At 35.8% G+C, this 23,574-nt stretch carries 16 protein-coding genes and 1 pseudogene; 8 read left to right on the forward strand and 9 right to left on the reverse strand.

Annotation, left to right across the window (positions count from 1 at the left end; genetic code table 11):
- Positions 1-4: 4 nt before the first annotated feature.
- Genes ACH6C1_RS16815 through ACH6C1_RS16835 form a run of 5 tightly spaced genes read left to right on the forward strand, consistent with a single transcriptional unit; the run spans position 5 to position 9,473 of the window.
- Positions 5-910, forward strand: coding sequence for a hypothetical protein (locus ACH6C1_RS16815; protein WP_374079105.1), 906 nt, complete (start codon positions 5-7; stop codon positions 908-910).
- Positions 861-2,966, forward strand: a complete 2,106-nt coding sequence (locus ACH6C1_RS16820) for a VirB4 family type IV secretion system protein (protein ID WP_374079108.1) — start codon at positions 861-863, stop codon at positions 2,964-2,966. The genes ACH6C1_RS16815 and ACH6C1_RS16820 overlap by 50 nt, the downstream gene beginning before the upstream one ends.
- 1 nt (position 2,967) lies before the next feature.
- Positions 2,968-6,801: a hypothetical protein gene (locus ACH6C1_RS16825; RefSeq protein ID WP_374079111.1), complete on the forward strand. Its 3,834-nt coding sequence runs from the start codon at positions 2,968-2,970 to the stop codon at positions 6,799-6,801.
- A complete protein-coding gene (locus ACH6C1_RS16830) occupies positions 6,801-8,825 on the forward strand; it encodes a peptidoglycan DD-metalloendopeptidase family protein (protein ID WP_374079113.1) in 2,025 nt (674 codons plus the stop codon). Before ACH6C1_RS16825 ends, ACH6C1_RS16830 begins: the two co-directional genes overlap by 1 nt.
- A gap of 9 nt (positions 8,826-8,834) precedes the next feature.
- Entirely contained in the window at positions 8,835-9,473 is a 639-nt protein-coding gene (locus ACH6C1_RS16835; protein WP_374079116.1) for a hypothetical protein, read from the forward strand.
- Here the strand turns inward: ACH6C1_RS16835 and ACH6C1_RS16840 are convergent.
- Positions 9,470-10,222, reverse strand: a complete 753-nt coding sequence (locus tag ACH6C1_RS16840; protein WP_374079118.1) for a hypothetical protein — start codon at positions 10,220-10,222, stop codon at positions 9,470-9,472. The genes ACH6C1_RS16835 and ACH6C1_RS16840 overlap by 4 nt on opposite strands.
- The gene (locus ACH6C1_RS16845) at positions 10,222-11,280 is read right to left on the reverse strand and encodes a hypothetical protein (RefSeq protein ID WP_374079121.1); all 1,059 of its coding nucleotides are present in this window, start codon (positions 11,278-11,280) and stop codon (positions 10,222-10,224) included. The genes ACH6C1_RS16840 and ACH6C1_RS16845 overlap by 1 nt, the downstream gene beginning before the upstream one ends.
- A gap of 422 nt (positions 11,281-11,702) precedes the next feature.
- On the opposite strand from ACH6C1_RS16845, the gene ACH6C1_RS16850 reads away from it, so the two are divergent.
- A complete protein-coding gene (locus ACH6C1_RS16850) occupies positions 11,703-12,863 on the forward strand; it encodes a hypothetical protein (protein ID WP_374079123.1) in 1,161 nt (386 codons plus the stop codon).
- Between the two features lie 361 nt (positions 12,864-13,224).
- On the opposite strand, the gene ACH6C1_RS16855 is transcribed toward ACH6C1_RS16850, so the two are convergent.
- Both ACH6C1_RS16855 and ACH6C1_RS16860 read right to left on the reverse strand, forming a co-directional pair.
- Complete coding sequence (locus ACH6C1_RS16855; protein WP_374079126.1) at positions 13,225-14,961, reverse strand: hypothetical protein; 1,737 nt, start codon at positions 14,959-14,961, stop codon at positions 13,225-13,227.
- Positions 14,958-18,104 (reverse strand): serine/threonine-protein kinase, encoded by a 3,147-nt coding sequence (locus ACH6C1_RS16860; RefSeq protein WP_374079129.1) that lies wholly within the window; start codon positions 18,102-18,104, stop codon positions 14,958-14,960. Before ACH6C1_RS16860 ends, ACH6C1_RS16855 begins: the two co-directional genes overlap by 4 nt.
- A 472-nt stretch (positions 18,105-18,576) precedes the next feature.
- Between ACH6C1_RS16860 and ACH6C1_RS16865 the strand changes: the two genes are divergently transcribed.
- Positions 18,577-19,239, forward strand: coding sequence for a hypothetical protein (locus ACH6C1_RS16865; protein WP_374079132.1), 663 nt, complete (start codon positions 18,577-18,579; stop codon positions 19,237-19,239).
- A gap of 247 nt (positions 19,240-19,486) precedes the next feature.
- Here ACH6C1_RS16865 and ACH6C1_RS16870 read toward each other — a convergent pair whose 3' ends face one another.
- The 3 genes from ACH6C1_RS16870 to ACH6C1_RS16880 form a co-directional block, all read right to left on the reverse strand.
- Positions 19,487-20,155 (reverse strand): response regulator transcription factor, encoded by a 669-nt coding sequence (locus tag ACH6C1_RS16870; protein WP_374079134.1) that lies wholly within the window; start codon positions 20,153-20,155, stop codon positions 19,487-19,489.
- A gap of 102 nt (positions 20,156-20,257) precedes the next feature.
- On the reverse strand, positions 20,258-20,740 hold the full coding sequence (locus ACH6C1_RS16875; RefSeq protein ID WP_374079137.1) for a hypothetical protein: 483 nt from the start codon (positions 20,738-20,740) through the stop codon (positions 20,258-20,260).
- Positions 20,741-21,052: 312 nt separating this feature from the next.
- The gene (locus ACH6C1_RS16880) at positions 21,053-22,033 is read right to left on the reverse strand and encodes an arsenic resistance protein (RefSeq protein WP_374079139.1); all 981 of its coding nucleotides are present in this window, start codon (positions 22,031-22,033) and stop codon (positions 21,053-21,055) included.
- Between the two features lie 112 nt (positions 22,034-22,145).
- Between ACH6C1_RS16880 and ACH6C1_RS16885 the strand changes: the two genes are divergently transcribed.
- Complete coding sequence (locus ACH6C1_RS16885; RefSeq protein WP_374079141.1) at positions 22,146-22,715, forward strand: bifunctional transcriptional activator/DNA repair enzyme AdaA; 570 nt, start codon at positions 22,146-22,148, stop codon at positions 22,713-22,715.
- A gap of 67 nt (positions 22,716-22,782) precedes the next feature.
- Here the strand turns inward: ACH6C1_RS16885 and ACH6C1_RS16890 are convergent.
- Positions 22,783-23,295: pseudogene (locus tag ACH6C1_RS16890) on the reverse strand (rhodanese-like domain-containing protein); the annotation flags it as partial.
- Positions 23,296-23,389: 94 nt separating this feature from the next.
- Positions 23,390-23,563: a hypothetical protein gene (locus ACH6C1_RS16895; protein WP_374079143.1), complete on the reverse strand. Its 174-nt coding sequence runs from the start codon at positions 23,561-23,563 to the stop codon at positions 23,390-23,392.
- Positions 23,564-23,574: the final 11 nt, after the last annotated feature.

The raw sequence follows: 23,574 nt of genomic DNA on the forward strand, positions 1-23,574 counted from the left end.
TAAAATGCTCGACATGCTCTTAATGGGTGGACTTGCTATAGGGTTGTGGATTTTCTACAGAGTAATGATGAAGGAACCCATACTACCTTGGGGTGAAAAGAAAGCCAGGGAAAGTAGCAAATTTAAAAAGAACAGCAAAACATCGGATAGTAAAAACGGTATTGAAATGGATCAGGAGCCGCAACCGTTTCAAGAGTTGTTTAAAGATGTAAAAGGGATTGAGAGTCACATGCTTCGTTACAAAGATGACAAATTTGTGATGTATGCAGAAGTTGAACCAGTCAATTATTTTCTATTAAGCCAAGCTGAACAAGAAGCAATTGATGTAGTCTTCGAACGTTGGTTAGCTCAAACAAACTATCAGTTTCAAATTTACTTACAAAACAGATATGTGGACTTGTCAGATCAAATCAGTTCTATGAGAAAGAGCATGGAGGATGCTGAAGATCTGAGTGAAAACGCTCGAGAATATGCAAAAACAATGGTGGAGGATCTAACAGAGTGGCAGCGCATTGCGCCACGCTTTGAAACAAAAAGGTATTTACTCTTCATATATCAAGTTAAGTCCAGTGAAATAAATGCAGAGAATCAAGAGGAGTTAGAACAAAAGATTGTAGATAAGGCTTTCTCTGAGTTATCAAGAAGGTACTTTGCTGCTAGGAACCAGTTAAGAAAAGCTCGTATAGATGTTCAATTACTAACTAGTGAAGGAATTACAGATGTTCTCTACCACGCTTTTAATAGGAAGAGAGCAGTAAAATCAAGATTTAAAGATTTTGGTCCAAATGAGATGCTGTCACTATTTGTAACATCAGACCAGGATGATATCCGTGTAGACCTTGTTAAGGAGGGAATTGAAGATGAAGCTGTTACAGAAGAAGAACGCGAACAAAAAGAGCAAGCCAGCTAAACCGGTAGAAAAAAAGAAACAGAAGGGGAAGCTTAACGAGGAAGAAATACAAACTCAACTTGATGCGAAGCCGACTTTTTGGGATATTATCGCTCCGGATGGTATGACAATCAATGCAGAAGATTTTGGTGTGATTAAACAATCAATGGGAACCAATACGTATTTCAGACCGTGGTATGTTCCTCGTGACGGCTATCCTCGTAAGCTTGCTACAAATTGGCTATACTCTATCACTTCTAGTGGTGAAGCAGATACGATGCTGGATATACACAAAATTTCAAAGACAGATGCAATACGAATGCTACAAAAGCAAATGACGATGCTACAGTCCAACTATTCCTTCCAAACAAAGAGAGGGAATATTGATCAGATTAAAGACCTTGAGACAAAAATGTTTGATACTGATGTTCTGATGGGTGAAATTCAGTTCTCAGAGAATGACTTATTCTATGTGTCCACTATGGGCGTTTTGTATGCGGGTAGTGAAAAGGAATTAAACAATTACAGTGAGACACTTGAAGATGAGCTTTCAGGTAACTTTGTAAAGATGACTTCAACTTGGAGTCGTGTAAAAAAAGGATTCTATAGTGTCCTTCCTTTAGGAAAGAATGAAATTCCAGATTCTATGAGAAACGTTGATAGGAGAGCACTATCAACATTCTCCCCGTTCATCAGTGGTAGCGGTAAATACAACGGTGGAGTCCCGATCGGAAAAAATCAAATTACTGATCAACTTGAGTTTATCAATAGCTTCGGTACCGAAGAGAATAGACCTCAAAACTACAATGTAGGGATTACCGGTATTCCAGGTTCTGGTAAGTCACTAGCCATGAAACTCAAAATTGCTAGGGAAATGAGCGGAGCAAACGTTTGGTCTACTATCATTGATCCTGAAGGTGAATTCACTATGCTGACTAAAAGGCTTGGTGGAATAAATCTTAATGTCAATGAAGAAGCAGATATCTGTATTAACCCGTGTTCCATTAACTACACGGATATACCGATGACGGATGAAGATGAAGAATTGGAATGGCTAGAGACAGCGGATGATCGAGAAATAATTCAAAAAGGTGAAAAAACATTTGTGCGATTTGTTCCTCTTCGTGAAAAACAGAATGAAATTCTAAGTTTCTTTGATATCATTGTGCGCGGAAAAAATGGAGAAGAGGGCGGACTAGATGTATTTGAGAGAAACTTCCTTGAAGAGTCTATCAAGTACGTTTTTGAAGAACAGCTGGAGATAACATCACATCCCTCTTCTTTGTATACAAACGAAGTAAAGGAAGTCGATGGTATCCTCACACAATCCAAAGTGAGAAAGCCAGAACCAACAATTTCTGATGTCTATAATTATTTGTCTAATAAGTATTCAAAAGATCGGAAAGCTGGCCGGTTAATAGCTGCTATACGGCCATTCCTGAAAACAGGTTCAAAACCGATATTCGATGGTCAAACGTATCTTGGAAAAGGCGTTACACAAACGCTAAATACATCAAGACTAATTAACTTTAACATTAGCCAAATGGAAGAGGGCTTCCTACGTCCAATTGCATATCACGTTATACTCAACTACCTTTGGGAGTACTTTGCCAAGAATAGTGAGAACGCAACAAAGAAGAAGTACATATATGCAGACGAACTTTGGCAGTTCATCGATAACGAACAGACAGTTTCCTTCTTTGAGAAAGTAGCAAGACGTGCGCGTAAGAGAAACTGCGGATTATGTTGGGCTACTCAAGATTTTGTACGGATTCTTGAGAATCCAAAAGCTAGGGGTATTTTATCCTCCACTTTCACAATTCTATTTATGCAACAGAACAAAATCGACTTGGAAAGAGTAAAAGAAAATTTTGATCTAAGTGATGGTGAAATTGGAATTCTCTTTGGTAATCCAGACAAGGGTGAAGGGATTTTAAGAAGCGGTAAGAGTTCAGTATGGCTAAAGACTAATCCAAGTGAAGAAGAACTCACGTTTATCGAGTCCAATACTGCAGTACTTGAGCAGCTGCTACAGAAAAGGAGAAAACAAAATTCCAGGAATGGTCAGGTGATGTAAAGTGCTTGATGGAATCACAGATATAGTTAATTCACTGATTTCAACCATGTATACGTGGTTGATTGCACCGTTTTTGGAATTACGCACCTTCAAAAGTCTTATTTTTGGTAAAGAAGAAGACGTAGATTTAGCATTTGGGATTTTCAAAGAGGAAGAGTTAACAAACATCTATACACCAGGTATGAATATGTTTGTTGTACTTGCTGTAAGTGCTTTGCTCATCGCGATAGTAATGGGCGGGATGAAGATTTCCTCTTCCGGAATAAACCCTTCTAATCGATTGTATGCAATTCAATTCATGAAAGATCTAGCTGTTGTTGGTATCCTGTTCTTTAACCTAGCAACACTATATACCATTGTTTTCACTGTCAACTATACAATAGTTGAGCTCTTTGCTGGTGGAGGAGACAACGCTGAGATTGCTAAGGTTAAGGAGAGTGTCGAGGGCGGAGAAGATATAATCGGTCAGATTATTATTGCGCTCTGTCTCCTTGGTCTTAGTATCTGGGCAAACTTTTATTACATGATGAGAAAGCTAACGCTAATCATCTTTATGATAATTGGACCGCTAATGGTTGTTCTATATCTAATTCCTCAGACAAAGAATATGACGCTTGCCTGGTTTAAAGAGTTTGTAGGTACTGTGTTTGTTCAATCCATCCATGCCGCACTATATTGGATAGTTGCGTTATTAGCCGCGGCTAATAACGGATTAGAAACAATTATCTTATACGTGATATTTATTCCAGTATCTGAATCGTTACGCTCTCTATTAGGATTAGGCGGTGGAATGAACTCGGGGTTAGCTAAAACAGGAGCTATGTTTGGCTTATCTGGACTTGCAGGTATGTATGGAGCTGCTAAAGGAGCTATGGATGGAAAGTCAGTAACAGGAGCTTTAAAAGGTGCATATCAAGGTGCAAAAGATAAACTGGGCAAATCTAAAGGTGAGAATGGAGAAACGGATCCAAATACACTAGCCGCTAATACCGGTACCGACTCAGGTAGTACTACTAAAGCAGAGAAAATGCTTAAAGCAGGTGACATCCTTTCTCGCGGTGGTAAAGCAGTTTTTGGAGCAGCGGGTTCTATTGCAGGTTCTACAATGGGTCCTTCAGGTAGTATTTTAGGTTCTACTATAGGTTATGAAGCAGGTGGCATTGCCGGCGGGCTTGTAGGTAGGACAGGAGCAGCTGGGGCTATGGCTGTAGGATCTAGGTTGAAAAAAGGTTGGCAAGAGGGATTACAGACTGCAAGAGACAAAATGGATCCTTCTAAGTCAGATGAGCAGCTCGCTGAAGCAATGGCAGAAAATGAAACTACAGAATGGGCAAGTGCGAATAAAGAGCAATTTATGAATGACTTAAGAGAAAGATTTCCTGACTCCCATGAGAGTAGATGGGATGAAGCGGTCAGTGATAAAAAAGCTGAAAATCTAGCGAAGGCAAGAGAACAAGTGGGTAAGATCAGAGCAAATGATGGTCAATACGCAAATGCTAATGCTCTTTCTGCAGCAACTACTGATCAATTGAGCCAGGACTGGGCTAACAAGAATAGAGAACAATTTGTGGAGGATTTCGATAAGAAAAATCCTATTGTTCCTGGCATGTCCTCTAAAGACTTAACAGATAGAGAAGAGCGAAAGGAACTTGAGTGGGATAATGCTGTCGCAGACAAGCGTGAGCAGATAGCAGGTATTGCAAATTCGACTGCAGGTAAAATGAGCAATGGACTTCCATCTGACCAAGCCTTTATTAATAAATCTGATTACGCAAGATCAGTTAGTGATCAAGTATCAGACTTGAACAAAAATGAATTTAAAGATAGATTCATGGCAAGTAATCCTGCGGCTACAGATGAGCAAGCAGAAGAGGCGTTCCAGTCTATGAATGGTGATAAGTCTGCCTATGCTCAAGTAGCTTTAGCTGCTGTTAGTGGACTTGGAGCAGGTAAGAGCATGGCTAAACAAGCAAAAGTTGCAGATGCCGATGAACTTGTGAGTGCAACTACTGCTAAATTGACTAGCAACTGGGCCTCTAATAATAAACAAGCATTCATGGATAACTATGATAGGGAAAATCCTATTACAGAAAATATGTCTGAACAAGATATTGCTACACGTAATGAGCAAAGAGATGCAGCTTGGAATAATGCTGTTACAGCTAAATCCGGAAGTATTAAAGCTGCTGCAAGCTCAGTTGCTGCTAAGATGACAAGTGCTAATCCTGGAAATTCATCTTTAATTGATAAAAACAATTTTGCGAACGGTGTCAGTGAAGAAGTATTTAACGCCGATCAGGCAGAATTCAAAAAGAATTATAAAGCAAGCAATCCAGGTGCAACTGAGGAAGACGTAGAAGTTGCTTTCAAAGAGCATAACGGATCTTCTCGTGGATATTTCCAAATGGCAAAAGGAGCAGCAGATTCTGTTAAATCAGGAACCTTGTACTCCGGAAATCAAGTTAATACAGATTATTTAGCCTCGCAAATGGCTTCAGTCAAGACTAGTGAAGCTAAAGCTAATTTTATTAAGGAACAAGGACAGCAGGATGTTACTAAAGAAGCTGCTGAACAAGCCTGGCAGGCACAAGAACCTAATGTATACAAACAGAATCTTAGAGAGGTTTCGCAACAAATACCCTCTCAAGTTCCAATTAATGGTGCATTCAGTAATGTAAGAGCAATCAATGGAGCCGCGGCAATTACTTCTGGTGTCCTCAGTGGTGTTGGGGTTGTAACTGGTGTGAAAGATATGTCCGCTTTTGCGAAGGATACCAAATTAGGGAAATTGGTATCATCTGGTGTACTAGGCGCTGCCCTAGCTTATCAGGAAACTGTCATTAATCCTGATCTAGCTACAAGTCCTGTTTCTAACGCGTTTTCTGCAGTATCAAATGGAATAACTGGTGGATTAGCTGCTGCTAAGACACAAATCGGAAACACTCATATTCCGCAAAACCTTGAAGAAAGACAAGCTAACTATACTAATGCAGTGTCCTTCGTTGGTGGAGTGATCGGTGGTGTTAGGGGATACCAAGCAGCAAGCAAATTAGGTGTTCGTACAAATCCTTATAACGCAGACGTAAATCAAAAAGTGATGGAAGTTTCTGAAGTGGAGCATATGGCTCAGAAAGTAGAAACACCTAACGGCACTAAGGAAGTAGCAAAAGGTGCAATACAGCTAGTTACGACTGGAAATAAATCGTTTGTTCAAGTAAAAGATATACATGGCCAGAAACAAGTCGTATCACGTTATGGGTCTGGAGATAGTTCACTTAAGAAAGGTGAAGTTGTGTATCAAGATCTTAACGTTTCTAATGGTGCCCTGGTGCATGACTCAACACCATATAAGATGGATAGTACTGGTGGCCGTATAGAAACTGGAAGACCAATAAATGTGAAGCCAGCAAGCTTGTTAGCTAATAGGGCTAGCTCAAATTCTAGTAAACAACCAACTATTCAAGAGATACCTGCACTCAATCAACAAGTTGATAGCGGTGAGCTTTCATATGCTGATGTAGTGCAAAATACAAAAGATGTTCGAATGGTAGTATCTAAAAATAGAAGCTTTATGATTGCCAAGGATAGTAGCGGCAGAGATTTTAGAGTATCTCCTTACGGTAAAGGTGATACAAGACTGAAAGACGAAGAGACAGTTCAAATCAATTATTCTGTTGAGAATAAGAGGTTGGTCAAAGACTTTAATCCTTCTAGCCAAAATTACCAGACCTCTGCTAAACCGGAGGATCTACTTCCGCCAGTGGTTAATAATCGCCTGCAGAGAAGAAGGGAATATGAAGCACTTCGTCATCAAAGTATGGGAGGAGCCATCTAATGGTTCTTCCTGTGAAACAAGAAAATGATCAAGAACAGAAGTCAGGTGCTATCGATTTAGCCAAAGGCTATGCGAAAGGAAAAGTAAAAAATGCGGGTAAGAAATTAGGTAAGAAAGCCGGGAAAAAACTCGCAAAACTAGCCGCCAAAGCAGTAAAAAAAGGTGTTGCGGTTTTAATTAAGATGCTTCTAACCTTTTTAGGGAGTATTGGTGTACCAGCGCTAATTGTCTTTGGAATTGTAGTAATTGCAGTGATAATAGTGTCATTGAGTTTATCGTTTTTCCTTGGTAAAGGAGAAAGTCTTACCTCGGAAGAACAAGACTTACATGACTATATGGTTCAGAAAACTGAAGAAACAGTGGATATGTCAGATCCGTTGCAAGCGCCGTATAAGCTTCCAGTTGAACTACTTTCCGCGGTAATACAAATTGATGGGATGCAAGGAGAGGATTATTATGAGCTGGTAGATAAGTTTACAGAAAGCTTAGCTCCTTCGTTCTCTTACAATGAATACAATGAATGGTCTGAAAGTAAGACGCAGGTCTGCCGGAATGACAAGTGCGAAAAATGGAGCGATGTAGATAGGGAAGACAAATGGGTAACTAAGTTGACCGGTGTAGAGCATTGGGAAGGCGGAACTCACTTTGACCATGATGATTACATTACTGATTGGAAGAGTGATGTTGTTTATAAGACAGAGCAAGAAGAATATATCGAATATGAGACTGTGACCAAAACAGTTTCAACGAAAGTTCCTTATAGAGAAAAGGAATATGTACAACAAAAAGACGGGACTTGGAAAGAAGAGTACGTTACAAAGCATAAAGTGGTGAAGGAAACTGTTGAAGAAAGAGTCCCGGTTGAAAAAGTCCGAGATATTACAGTGAAAACTACAACTATGACGAGACATCAAAGGTTTAATACAACTGAAACGACTACTCATGATTACTCCAATTTTGATAGTATCTTAAATTCCTACGGTCTAGGACTTAATGACAAACGTATGATATCAGCTAACTACGAATTTCAGGGCTTTGATATTAGCTACTTAGAGTGGTTGGAATCAGATAGTAGTGCGGGGTTTGGTTCCGGTATTTCATATGATGGAACAATTGTTCCAGGTGAAGGGGTTCCTGCAGAGTATATGCCAATATATCTAGCTGCTGAGAAGAAATACGGTGTAGATTGGTACACCTTAGCCGCTATTCACTTTGTTGAGACAGGTTTTAGTACACATCCCACTATGGTATCTTCAGTCGGAGCAGTTGGACATCTACAGTTTATGCCAGCCACATGGGTAGGTTGGACATATGATATTGGAGGCGGGCTAGTAAGTGCAACTCTTGACATAACCAGCTTAAGTGTAATTAAAGCCGGTGGTGGATATGGAGTAGATGGTAATGGCGATGGAAAGGCTGATCCATGGAAGATTGAAGATGCAATACATACTGCGGCCAATTACTTGGCCGGAAGTAATTATGCTTCCGATCAAAGAGGGGCTATCTACAACTACAATCATGCTAACTGGTATGTCGATAAGGTCCTAAAAAACGCTAATAAATTCAAATCACAAGCAACTTATACCCCTAATGGTGGTGGCGATGTACCACAAGTAACCTCTGGTGCCTTTATGAGACCGGCAACAGGTGATATCACTTCTACTTTTGGTATACGATGGGGAACTTACCACAATGGGATAGACATTGGCGGTGGTGGTAGATCAAATGTACAGGTAGTGGCATCTGCAGATGGAGTAGTGGTTAAATCGTATCTTTCAAGCTCATACGGAAATACGATTATTATCAGGCACAATATAGAAGGAAAACAATATGAAACTCTTTATGCTCACCTAGCTTCGCGAAAGGTATCAGCAGGAGCTAATATCAAAAAAGGACAGTTTATAGGTTACATGGGTAATACTGGACAATCAACAGGCATGCATCTTCATTTTGAACTACATTCGCCAGCATGGAATTCTACTAAGTCGGGTAAATTAGATCCTGCAAAATATGTGCAATTCTAGGAGGGAATTATGAAAAGAAAGCTTGTTTTAGCTTCTATCGCTGCCTGGATGCTTATTATGACAGGGTTGCTTGTATTCTTCAGTTTAGATGACGAAGAAGACAGTATAAATATTAAGCAAGCGTCTGCTGACACATTAGAAGATATGAAGTCTGTTATAAATCAGGAAGAAGATTTGTATAAATGGGCTGATGAAGAGAAAATTGGAGACGGCGGTCACATTCATTTACACAATGATGAAGTGGCAGAGAAATATAATTCAGTAGAAGGAGCCATAACATTCTTGTTTTCTGCAGTGACATTAAAAGATGAGGATCTCTTTGTTCAAACATTTGAGCCAGAAAGTCTTTCTAAAGATTTATTCAATGGTGGCTCTGTAGATAACAGTGATGTAATCATGGATTTCATCCAAGCTATTTCGAAGGATCAAGAAATAACTGATATAAAATACAATCAAAAAGATGGAGTCCTGGGCACATCTAAGGATGAAGCAACTGTTAAATTGGTATACAGCGATCAATCTGAAGCTGAAATAAACTTGGCTTTTAAACACTACAGTTCGAATAATCATGGAGATGATCTCTCCACATATCTAATTTCTACAACACCTTCTGAAATAGTTTCTCAAGTAGAAAAAGACACCAACTAATTAGTGGGTGTCTTTTTTAAACCATTTTTAATTTTTGTGATTTCAACTTTAGCTTTTTTCCAACTTCCAAAGTTTCTTATGAAGCTATAGCTGCTTGGGACTTTATTATCCCTAGCATAGTCGTTCCAGGTAGTAATAGAAGCTGAGCCAAATACTTTATAATGTTTAATACTAATTTCTATAAGATCATCTCTCGTCAGGTGACTAATCTTATTCCTATTGGTCAAGGTTAATATTTCATCCCAAGTAAAGTGTTTCCGCAAAGTTTTATAAGTAGGTAGATTATTCTCATGAGCGTATACATCCCATTGTTGGCGGGACTCCAGATTAGCTCCATGTTGTTTTAGGATGCTAACTATGTCTTCTTTTGTATAGAGGTCCGATCGCTTTGTTAAGGCAGGTAAGTCTAACTTCTGCTTAAGATTATTCCAACTGCTGAATTTATCAATAAATATTTGTGATCGAGGGAGAGAATTTTCAGAAGCAAAATCATCCCATTTTCTTCGGGAAGTCAGGTGGTCTTTATTCAACTTTGCTATCTCAAGCAGTTTTTTTAACGTATATTTGTTCTCCGTGCCAACGCCGCAGGCTTCCTTAAAGGCTTTCCACGATCCAAATTCATTAATAAGAGTCGAACTTGAAGGTAACCTTTGTTCTTTTGCAGTTAGGTTCCAATCTCTTACTGTAGTTACTTTAATTTTGGAATCCGTTATTTGCTTAATTATTTCTTTCCTTCGTTCTGAATCCATTAATATCCCTCTATGTTGTTCGAATTTTTCCCTTCCCAGATACTCCTTACTATGCTCTGGTTAGTTATCTTTTCGTATATATTCAATTCATGTCTTAATGTATAGAGATGCTCTCTATCTAAACAATTTGCTAATTCATACTTAATCTTATCCATACCCTTAAAAAAGTTATTCTGCACAACATTGACATAACTCTTATACTGCTTACTTGCTGCATAAATCGAGAAAGTATTTACTAAATCAGCCATATTGCTAGCTTTAATAAAGTATTTAAAACGATATGAATCATATTCCTCAATGTCAATATCGTTTATCTTTGGATTTGTTTCTATTTCAGCTATGAATTTTTCAGGATACATAGCATATGAAGGAATCTTGTCAGTTTGACTGTTATATTTGCGTACATTTAATCTTTTGCAAAAAAGTTTGTTTTGTACATCTCCGTATATAGAAACACCGAATGGTCGCGGTAACAGTGCATAAAGTTCGTCTGCATCAGTTACTCCAATTAGGAATAAATGATCATTTAGGGTAGGAATTCGGTTTAAATATTCTCTTGCTTCTTCAGAAAAAATGGCATTGTTATCGCCAGTATTACATTTATACGTTAAAAGTTCATCTACAATGCTTTCTTCTTTAACTTGCATTTTATGCTGTGGTCTTAGAAATAGCTTTAAGAAGAAGTTTAGAATAAGTATAGGCGACAGTAGAATAGCTAGCATTGCGCTTATTCCATATGTACCCAGCTTACTCGAAACAAGACGATGTAGGAGAGCAAAGACTAAAAGGGTAGGAAATGTAATAAGAATAAGTAAGAAATAGACCGCTACTATAGCAAAGAGAATCTTGTATCCGGATAATGCGGCATCGCCAGGAGAAATTAAACCAATGTTTTCTAATAATGAGGAGATACCAGTCACTCGAAATATAGGAGAAATGTATTTCCATGCTGCCACTACAACTATAGTAATGAATATTGCAGCTAAACCGACTAATCCAGTCTTACGTCCTCTATAATACTGTAAAGCGATATCTCCTATATGTAACAATGTATTCATTCAGATCACCCCGTGCATCTTTCTTTTTATTGTAACATAAAAAATCATATATTACACTATTTGAATATTGATGTAACAAGTAAAGTATCAGTATTAAATTATTCCATAAGATGTAAGAATTTTTAAAAAAAGCTATCAATCAATTTAAAAATTTGAAACAGACTAACAAGTCACTATGGAGATAAAAACTGTTCTAAGTTGCTTTGGTCTGCGTTCACGCTGGAAGCGGGTATTGATATCGATGATAATGAGGGGCTGGGTGTCTATCCGCGTGATATCACAAGTTCTTCATATACGAGCACAGTGGCCACAATTAATTAATATGAGGAATACACTTACAGCAGCATGGAGGCTGTAAGTGTATTCCTCTTTGCAGAATTGCAAGAGGGCACAAAGGAGGGGTTGTGTTGAGACTGAGTTGGTTGATTGCAGCCGGAATACTGGCCGTTCTATTTGTATCAATCGCTTTTTACCAGTACTTCGTCGGGCCAGTAAACCAGTCAAACAAGGCTGTAGAAAGTGACCTGGATAATGAGGGGTTCTTAGAAGATAAAAAAGCCGTCCTATACTTTTCTACAACCGCCGATCAGGATATGGACGGGAAAGGAAAAAGTTTTACCGTATTTTTGAATCAAGAAGGCCAAGCTAATTTTTTTGAAATGGGAGGGCTGGAGCTAGGCGGCATAGGGGTCAATGAAGATGAAGTTCTGATGGAGGACAAAGAAAACTTCTATAAGGTTGCGGACGGATTCGAAAAGATTCCGAGGGGAAAATATCAGCATACAGGAGACCATATCGGCTACCTAAAGGCGAAGAAAGGGTTTTATTCACTTTATAATTCAGGCTTTGACCGTCAGACCGGAGTTTATCAATCTGATCTTTACTGGGAAGAAGAAGGAAAGTTCAAAAAAACAGTGATTCCTTTTTTCATAGAAGCTTCGGTTGTGGATAATGATAAATTGTTTACTCTGTCAACCTCGGAAGATGGACAATCATATGTTATCAGCATGGCAGGCATCGGTTCCGAATCATCACTTGAAACGGTCACGGAGATAGAAAAGAGTGAGAATAGTACAACTTTCGGGCAGTTGCAAGCTGATGAGAAATACCTGTATTTCATAAGACAAACAGGAAACCTGACTGAAATGGTGAAAGTTGATAAACGTTCAGGGGAAAATGTGATTTCAAAAGCCATAGAGTACCAAGATAATGAGGAAACGATGTATCAACAAACGCCTTTCAGCTTTAAGAGAAGTGTGTTTCTCCAAGGAAAAAATCTTTACTTTATAGATGGATTTGGTGATGTGTATCGTATACCTACTTCTGGGGGAGAAAGTGAAAAGGCCTTCTCATTTCAGAAGGAAGACATGCAGGGAAGTATTGAAATATTTCATAAAAATAATCATTTGTATCTATTCACTCTTAATCAGAATAAGTCATCGGCCAAGATTTTGAAGTATAGTCTTCTTAAAGATGAAGAAACAGGAGAATGGATCATTAAAAACTTCCCGGAATTGAACACGTTTAATAAAAAGGTATATTTGTATGATTTTATTATGCTGAAAGAGATAAAATCCAATTAACTCCAGTTCTTATTATGCAAAAGACAAAAAACTATTCTTGTAAAGTCTCCTTGCGATAGAACAAATTACTGGAATAACCTAATTTTTAGTGGCACTGTAAGCATATAGAATTACCAATAGTAAGGTATGATTTAGCAGAAACACATATTGAAAAGCATTAAAAAGAGATTATTGAACCAAAATGCGTTACGTTCTTTAGTCTTTTTTTTAATTTTGTCTCAAAAAACAAGAATACTCAACATAATGAGATATTTTATAAATTTTACAGTTACTTCCGATAATATATCTTATGTAAACTAGAATAAAAATGAGAGTATAGAGTAGTCTCAATAAGTGCCAACTCTATACTCTCTCTTCTTAATTAGTAAATATCTGAAGCTAATTTTATAGTTTCAGTGGTTTCTCTTATGGCTTTGATTATACCCTCTATTATTGCAGTTTGTAAAATTTTGTATCCGTTTGAATGAAACTCAGGAAATGAATTACCAAGGTCTAAGCTAATTAATTCTAAATACTTTTTTCTATTGGCTGTATTTAAATCATTATGTTGCATGGAGTTTCTGTAGACTTTTAACCTCTCCAATGCGTTAAAAAGTATCGGATAATTTTTCTTGAAATCATTATAAAGGTATTCACTAATACCGTATTCTTGCCCGATTTTCTCTATAACTTCAATCATTGAAGCGTTGAGTTTTTTTGTGAAGTCACTAAAGTTGCTACTATTAGTTGCTAATTTCAAGTCGTTAAGACTATATTCATTTAAGAACTCTCCGTTATCTAACCATCCTACCCCATAGTAATCTTCCATTTCAATATTTAAACTCTTTGCAAGTTTAATCATTTCCTTAACCTTTTCATTTAAATCCCTTGTGCTATCTATGAAATTGAGTTCCAAATCAGTATTGGTTAAATATATTGTATCTATTTCATGTTGAGTTAATTTATGAATATTTTGAGATAAACAATAAGGGTTGTGAACTAACGGTAGGTCATATTTTTGTATTCCATCTACGAATCCTAGAGTTTTATTGAATATTGTTGCGGCATATCTATATTCAATATTATGTGATATTTCAAGGTTATCATATTTGTGACTTAACAAAATAATATCAAAAGTTCTATTCCTAATATAGGTTGTGGGATACTTAGGACCATTAAAACTAATCTTAACTCTATATCCTCTTTTTAAGTATCTTTCTAATTCATTAATCCAATCGCTATTTAATTCATATGCCTCAATCATTGGAATCTCAAAGTATATATGATTATAGTCTTCATTGAAAAAATTCACATCTATTATATTTTGTATTTCATCAGAAGGACAGTTGAATGCAGATATATTTTGTTTTATATTCTCTACGAAAAAGTCTATAGAATTGTCGGAAAAGAATTTTATGCCCATTTTATCAGCAGTAGTAATTTCAGCTTCTATATAATTATTTTTGATATTTCTATCATAAACAGCCAATTTGCATTTACTATCTGGGCCCTCTAGTACAACTATATACATCTGTCTATATTCTGTTGGTTTGTCGATTACTTTTACTATCTCAACAAGTTCTCCTTCGTTTTCCATGTTGTTTTCGAGAATATAATCTTTAAGTACTTTCTTTATAGTACCACCGCGTATGACATCATTATTTTTCTTCTTTATTATAGGCTCAATCGTGTTTAAATTTAGCTCTTTTGCATTCTTATTAGATATATAATTTTTTGATTTACTGACAAAACTGGTGAATCCATCAATTGCAACAGGTAGTTCTATTCTTTGTAAAGACTCGTATTTGTTCGAATTAATATATTTTAGACCATCGTCTGTAAGTCTCTTTAGTTTTATATCATACATATTATTTTGGTCTAAATCGTAATAGGCATTGTTTATTAGTTCCTCGTCTATAGACAAAAGCTCAGATATTTTATCCGTTGTAAGACCTAGATTAAGTAATTTTAATGTGAAGTCCATAACTACTGGTAAACCTTTTTGGATCGTCGCCAGACATACTACGGTCTTCTTATGAATAGGAAAACCAGCTCCTGTAATGTTAACAATTCTATAATCTGGGTAATCTGATTTCGCTGCTTCTCTCACTATATTCATAATCTTGCTCCCTTTATTATACATTTCTGAGGGGTACGGCTTATAAATTGAAGGACTTTAGCAAACCCTTCTTTTTGTTTAACAGAGCTGTTCAATACGCACTCTTTATCACCAATAATATACAATCCATTTTTACCTCGGGATAAGGCAACATTGATTCTACGTTGATCTCTTAGAAAACCTAAATCAAATCTTTCATTTGACCGTACTAAGCTATAAAAAACTATATCACTTTCAGAACCTTGAAATGCGTCTATATTGTCGATTTGAATTTGTAAATTAGTCCAAATTTCATTTTTGGGTTCGATACTATTAAGGAGCAACTGCTTTTGAGCGTTATATCCAGAAATTATAGCTACACTCGCTTTGATATTCTTCTCAAAGTAGATGCTATTTATCCTTTCTAACTCCTTCTTTATAATTCGAACTTCTAAACTATTTCTGAAAGAATTATTAATTCTTTCTTCCTTTTTATCAGGCAGTGCAGAAGTATCGAGCCATAACACTACTTCTTCAAAATCAAGATGGTGTTTCCTTTTATCTTCACTTACCTTTGTCTTTATCTTATACGTTTGGTAAAAACTTTTATTAACTAAATCGGATATAACCGGGTGCATTCGAAATTGTGAAGTCAATGTGACTCTTGCTTCAGGTGCTGAATCTTCAAAAATATCTTCAAATAGGCTTTTCTCAAGCTTACTTGTATCAATCTGGTTTTCCAACCCTTTATCTTTTACTATATTTACTATAGGTGGTAATTGCTTGTGATCACCAACTAAGATAATTTTCTTACCTAATAACATGGGTAAGATAAGTTCTGGTGCCGTAGCCCGAGCAGCTTCGTCTATTATCACCCAATCATAAGTTAAGTTTCGAAGTGTATGGCGAGATGCTATTCCAACACATGTAGCTGCTACAATAGAAGCCTCTCTCGCAAAAATGTCGTCAAACTCGTCCAGCAGCTCTAATCTATTATTCCAATCTCTAATAACATTTATTAAATCTACTGTGTTTTTGTCAAGAACATCCATGTCTATATCTTTTGTCTTTATATGTGGATTTTTAATCAAACGATGTTGTATATATTTTCTAAGAGTTTTGTCATTGGGATTATTATTTTCGAGATAAGTGACTGTTTGACTAATTGATTTTGTATTTACATCCATTGCCCACTGTTTTAGTTGTTCCGTTGCTAGTAGGTTTGTAGCATCTTTTGATATTTTCTCACTTGTACCTACACGTACTATTCTTTTATCTGATTGAGTTTTAACTATGTTCTTTAAAAGATGATCTACTGCAACATGTGATGGAGACGTAATTAGTACTTTAGATTTTGAATTCTCTAGAAATATTTGATTTACGAGCTCGGTTATAACTGTAGATTTACCTGTACCAGGCGGACCTTGGATCAGAAATATATCGTTTGTTTGAAGGCCTTTTATTACTGCAGATTTATTAGCTATATCAATACTTTTATTTACAAATTCCAAATTAAGTGCAACACTTTTCATAGAAAGCTGTTCAGGAGAAATCAGATAGTCTAATAGATTTCGATTTACTGATTCATTATTTATTAAGGATCTAAGTGCATTACTGTATCTCTTAAGCATTTGATTACTCACTGAAGTATCTACCCTAGCTTCTCCACGCATACTAACTTCCTGAAACTCAACGTCAGGCAATAATGCAACACTTATTATATTATTATTTACATTTTTGATAGGACCGACTTTGATAAGGTTAGAATTCTTCCCCTGTAATCTGAGATGATCTCCATCTTGGAGCATTGATAAATCAGAATTAGAGTCCATATTAACGGTGAGAAAGTTATTAGAGTTATCGTATTCAACGTTGCTATAATTTCCTATGCGTTCCCTGTTGAAATTGAATCTTTTTTGAATGCTAATTACATCCATCCATTCCGCGAGTAATTTGTTTGTTTTCTCGTTGTTCGATTTCTTTTGTTTATGCATTTCGAAATTCTCATTGATTTTTGATATGAATTTTACTAATTCACTAATGTCATTAGCACTTTCAGTTCTCTTATCAACAATGTCTAAATTTAATTGTACTTCTATGCCCTTTCCTCTTTCAAATTCATTTTCATGATACTTATCAATAGTAAAGACCTTAAATACGCTAATAAATCCGTTCTTTAAATCAGGTATTACTTGGTATTTAATACCTTCACCGATTAAATAGTAATTTTTTTCAGTTTTATATATATTAGCTTCTACTAAACTATTCTCAATAAAGTTCTTTACAGTGTTAAATCGGGGATTTGAAACTTTTCCGATATCTTGTAAATTCCTATTAATAACCCGTGGGATAACCAACTTCAGGTTTCCTTGTACTGTATTTTGTTCTATTTCTTTATGTAGTTCTTCAGTAAAAGATATAACGCTCCTATAGCGATTATTCTTATCAAAAGCAAGGGACTTCTTTAGGATACTCTTCACGTTATCCGATACGAACAATGCTTCTATATCGTTATAAAGAGCCTTTTTGTCTTCTGGAGGTTCAGATTCAGTTATGAGATAGTAAAAGATAGAACCTAGCGAATATACGTCACTGCTAAAATCAAGTTGCTCACCTAGTAAATATTCTGGAGATGCATATCTTTTACTTATATAATCCTTCAATGTATGACCAGTTCTATTAGCATATATGTCCATAATCTTACTTATCCCAAAATCAATTACTTTTACCTTTAATTCCGAATTAACCAATATATTTGTTGGCTTCAGGTCTCTATGAATTATTCGTTTATCGTGAGCAGCTTGGACTCCTTTTGATATCTGAATCATTATCTCCATCTTCTCTTCGAAAGAAAGCGAACTCATTTCTACAACAGCCTTAAGAGTTTGGCTATTAAAGTCTTCCATTACTATATAAAAGCTATCCCCATTTACTCCAGAATCTATATATTCAATAATATTTGCATGACTAATCATTGAAAGAGCTCTAGAATCTCTGTAAAAGATTTCATTTAAATCTTTAGAATTTGTGTCGTTATATCTGTGACTTAGCAGTTTTATTGTAACTTTCCTCTGGCTTTTGATAATATGTCCTTTATAAACTGTACTTTTTTCTGTAGAAGCTACTTTATTAATAATTTCATACTTATTGTCTATAATCTGCAATCTGCATTACCCCTTGCCTATATGATTTAGAATTGATAGCTCTATTAAATAATAGACTAAATTTCCTAATTTGGTAATTACTATACACAAAGTTTTAAGTAATAATTGTCACCTTATTTTCGTTCTGAAATAGAGGTAGACAGTTACGAGGAACTCAAACAACCATCCTGATGTTTTCTCTGCCACTAGACTTTGAGATTTTTGGCCCTCAAGTATTCGCGTTCGTTGCAGCTGACTTTATCGTTCTATTTCGAGTTGTGACAGTTAACGTACACTGCCTTTATTATTTTTATCTATTTGGAAAAGAGTTGGCACAGAAGACTTTTAATATTGCATTCACAAATTAGAGGGACTGGATGAAAAAACTCATCTAAAAGAGGAGTCCAATTCTATATTGGCACCATCAAGTTACTCTTTATTCTCTGTGGTATATTTTAAGTATTTTATCTAAAGATTTAGGAGAGAGAAGATTATGACCGATACATTTAAGTTATACAAAGAATTATCCAAACATTTAGAGATAGATCCATTAAGTCTATTAGTCTATTTGGTTCTTGTGATTTTATTTTTTTGGTTATTTAAAGAAATAAAAGGCCAATTCAATCAAGAACAGTTAACGAAGAAGGAGGCAAAAAATAATATGTTAAGATATTATTCCGAAATAATGAAGCATGGAAATGATTATCTTAACTACGGGGGTCCAGCAAGAGAGTTTTTTAACAGTGTTTATAGTGGGATGAGTTCTATGAACTATAATTCATACATTAAGGTTAATGAGTTGTTAAACAACATTACCCTTACTGAAAATAACAAAATCAAACAGATAACAGATAGAATTTGCAATGAATTCTATATTATTAAACGTAGTGAACAAGAGTGGCATGATTATGAATCAAACTTCGACGGTTATTTAAAATTAATAAAAGATAAAGTAGGATTTTTAATCATGCCCTTTATTTCTACAGTTGTGATATATTTTGTATTGCTTTGGATGTTAACAGCAGCAATTTCAATCAGTGATCCATTATTACGTGTTGTTGTGATTTTTCTGTTAATTATAAGTACACCACTAATTTTAATTATAATTGACGCTACTAAGAAGAAGCTTAAGCAAGTTAGAAGAAACGGTTTTTAATTCAGGGGAAGGCCGTATTTAAGTGAGAATAAGTGTAAAACATCGTCAAGAAACCAAACCATGTGTTTAGTCGTTTGACGATGTTTTTTGTCTACTCTTCCAAAAAAAATCTGTTAAATAAAGAAGTTCTAATAATTACCAATTTCTTTCAATTAAACAGTTTTACATTATTCTCTTCATTCACTAATTTAAATAATACAAGATAAAATAGAACTGCTTCTGCTCTTATAATTATTAGGCAAACTTCTTAAACCCAACCTTGCTTAATTGCTAATACTACCGCTTGAGTACGATCATTAACATTTAATTTTCTCATGAGATTGCTCACGTGATTTTTTACTGTCTTCTCGCTTATCGTTAACCGCTCACCGATATCTTTGTTTGAGAGCCCTTCAGCAATGAGTTCTAATGTCTCTTTTTCTCTTACTGTTAAACTAGTCTTCGACCAAAAACTATTATTGAGATGTTCTGGGGAGGAGTCGAATAATAACCTCTTATATTCTTCAATAACATACTTTGTTATACAAGGATGCAAATAACATCCTTCGTTATGTAATGAATGGATTGCTGTTAAAAGTTCTTCAGAACCAGCTTTATCTTTAACAATAAATCCATCCGCTCCACTCTTAATTGCATCTGTAACTATACTTTTATCAATATACTCAGAAAGTGAAATTATCCTTAAGTGAGGTTTATACCTCTTAATAATTTCAATATCCTGGAGATCTCGTGGATGGTTTATAGCAAATAAAAGTATGGGAGAGCCGCTATAATCTAATATCTCTTCTACGTCCCTTATACTCCCTCCCTCAGCTTTAATGACTATGTTCTTGCAATTAGATAAGATTAATTTTATTCCCTCTCTATATAATGGCTGCGGATCAATTATACATATCTCTATTGTGTCCCTATTCACTAATGTTCCCCTCTCTAACGCTAGCTTAATTTTACTAAATATTAACTCTTATTTGTAAGATAGTAGTAATGAAAAATCACCCAATTATGGGTGATTTATGGATTATAATTGTTGCCACTGCTTATTGATTTCTGATTGCATCGCTTTAAGTTCCTCTACACTCTTACGTATTTTATCCTTATCCAGTTTCTCTTGATTGACCATTTCCATCGCATCCTGGAATAAATAATGCTGCATGTTGATATATTCACTTACAAGCTGATCCACCGGGTAGAAACTTGGATCGACATTGAAAGACTCAACGGTTTTTACAAGTTCCCTAGATTCATCAATTACATTATCGGATAATATCTTCTTTAGCTGCGCTTCCGAAGTCGTTCCCTTATAAAGACCATCCAAAGCACTATTTAGAGAAGATAACAGCTTCTCTGAGCTTGTAAATACTTGTCCTAAGTGTTTTCCGTATTCAACCTCTGCTTTGCCGGCAGCTGCTTCTGCAGTTTGTTCCTCCTTTTCTTTAGAAGAACAGGCTACACATAGGACACTTGCCATCAGAATCATAACTATAACTTTCAGCCTTTTCATTATTTCTCTCCTAACAGATAGAAAAAAGCCCGATTAATGCATTAAGTAAAAATGCAATAATCGGGCTTTTCCCTAACGTATGTTTTACTAGTATTATACTATATTTTGATTTGGTATTGTATGTATTTTTAAAAAAAGAAATAATACAGAGAATTCCTTCACTCCTATATTATTTCTCCTTTTACTCTAATAATAGAAGTCTAGGAGGAAAAAGTGTCATTCATTTTCAATTATCCGGAATAAAATTGATTTTAAAAGGAGGGTTGTCCTTATCGCTAAACCTATAATATGATATTATAATCCAATGGCTTTTTATCCTATTGATTTGTCACGTAAAATCAAGTCAGGAATGATACGAATGAATATCAATTCCCCAGCAAGCTCAATAATGGTCTGTGTTACAATAATTGCTGATACTAATGTACTCAAGTCCCCTGGTAGAGCTAACGCAAGTGGAAGAACAACCAGAGAGTTGCGTGTACCTGCACTAAAGATAACAGCTCGTCCTGCCTCTATATCTAATCCAAACCAATTAACAATTAATCTTGATATAAACGGCATAACAATCATAAATGCGATATAAATCGGGATTACTTTAATAATTAAATCCATATGGACGGATAATTTATCTATTTGTGATGAAACGACAACAAAAAGGGTGAGAGCCATTAGCGGGACAGGTAACCAAGCAGATGCATCTATCAATAGTTTTCCTCTACGGTTCTTATTAGAAAATAGTTGTATCGCTATAGCCAAAAGAAGCGGTACTACGATAATGATTAAAAAAGCTTCAATGAAGGTCCCTGCGCTTACAACTTCAGCTGCTTCTGATCCCATAAATAGATAAAGGTAAACAGGTAACAATAGCATTTGCGTGACAAAAAGGATTGGTGTTGATAAAAGCATCAATTTTTCATTTCCTCGACCTAAATGAGTAAATACAATGACATAGTCAATACAAGGTGTCAGTAAAACAAGGTAAACCCCTAAAATTACAGGTGACTGTTGGGGTAGAAACTGCGATAAGCACCAGACAACAATTGGTACTGCAACATAATTAGCTGTTAGAATAGCCAAAACAAACCGTCTATTACCAAATGATTCTTTTATAGAGGTAAAAGGTATCTGCGAAAACATTCCATACATTAAAACGGCTATTATAAAAGAGATAAGTAAATGATTATCTAATATTTTCATAAGGTTAGGAGCAAATAAGCCAAGCCCCACCGCTAGTATTAATACAGCCACATAAAGCCAAACTTGGTTCTGTTCTAGTTTCTCTCTCGTGAACATTTTATAACGATCTCCTTTATCAATTAATTTCTAACTTTATTATGTACAAGTGACTGAGGCTTTGCTTCTATAATCTTGACATCTAATTCAGAAATGCCGAGGTGAATATCTTATGGAGGCTTATCAATGGGAAGCTATTCAATCAAACGACAAGAACTATGATGGTATATTCTTTTATGCATTAAAAAGCACAGGTACATTTTGTCGTCCATCCTGTTCCTCTAGATTGCCTAACCCCAAAAATGTCGAAATATTTTACGATGCAGAAAATGCGGTAGAACAGGGGTATAGAGCTTGTAAACGATGCAAACCGGACTATATGGATTGGAAAGGTACTAGAGTAGAATTAGAGTTACAAGTTAAAAATTATATTCTTCAACATTACAATGAGAAATTGACATTACACCGAATAGCTAAAGTGCTATCATTTGATCCTTACCATCTTCAACGAACTTTTAAGCTGGTATCCGGTTTTACACCATTACAATTTCTGCATCAAACCCGTATCAATCAGGCTAACAAGCTATTACTAACAAGTTCTCTGTCAGCAACAGATATTAGTTTTTTGGTAGGTTACACAAGCCTTTCTCATTTCTCTAAAGTTTTTAAAGATAAGTTACATATGTCTCCCTCCTCCTACCGGAAAAAGCACTCCCACTTATCGAGGGGTATACCAAGTTAAACAACACTCCCTAAAAAAAGCCCCTTCCATCTCGGATAGAGGGCTTCTACAATGTTAGTCCTTATCATTACTTGTTCGTTTTAAAGTGTTGATAGTTCTTATTACCGCCGGACAGATTGTATACTTCCTTGAAACCTTGGTTTCTCAATACGTTCTGAGTAGCATTTCCTGTAACTCCACTATTACAGTAACTAACAGTTGGTAGGTTAGGATTAAAGTCTTTAGCTTTCTCTCTAAGTTCTGCCAAAGGAATATTAACTGCCCCCGTTACACTAGAAGCTACAAATTGTTTAGCAGCTCGTGTATCTATAACTTGTATATTATCACCATTTGCAATGCGGGTTTGTTCCGGTGTGATAGGGTTTTTCTGTTCAATTGCATTCTGCAATACCATACCTGTGTACATTACAGGATCCTTCGTTGTGCTAAATGGTGGTGTATAAGCTAGATCTAAGTGGAATAAATCCTCAGATTTCGCTTTAAATGTAATTGCAGTTGCAAAGACATCTATGCGTTTATCTACTTCATTTTGTTTAACTACTTGTACTCCCAAAGTGCGACCGGTATTGCGATCCGCTAAATCATTATGCAACATAGGAAATAAGTTATTCCAACCTTAGCTGCACTTAATTATTAATTGGAATTCACTTTTACTTGTGTATAAAATACATATATTATTTGTAATGCTTCATAGCACTAATTACGTTAACGCCTCCTAAAATAATAGCTAAGACGTTAAATATAATCCAAAGCTGACTACCCACCAGTGCCAAAATAATTCCTGTGAATGCACACAAGATTACGCTTATCGTAATATATATAAATTTTCTATTTTTATTAATTTTCATCTCTCGACCTC

It is taken from the genome of Terribacillus sp. JSM ZJ617 (genome assembly GCF_044383785.1).
GTDB lineage: Bacteria > Bacillota > Bacilli > Bacillales > Amphibacillaceae > Terribacillus.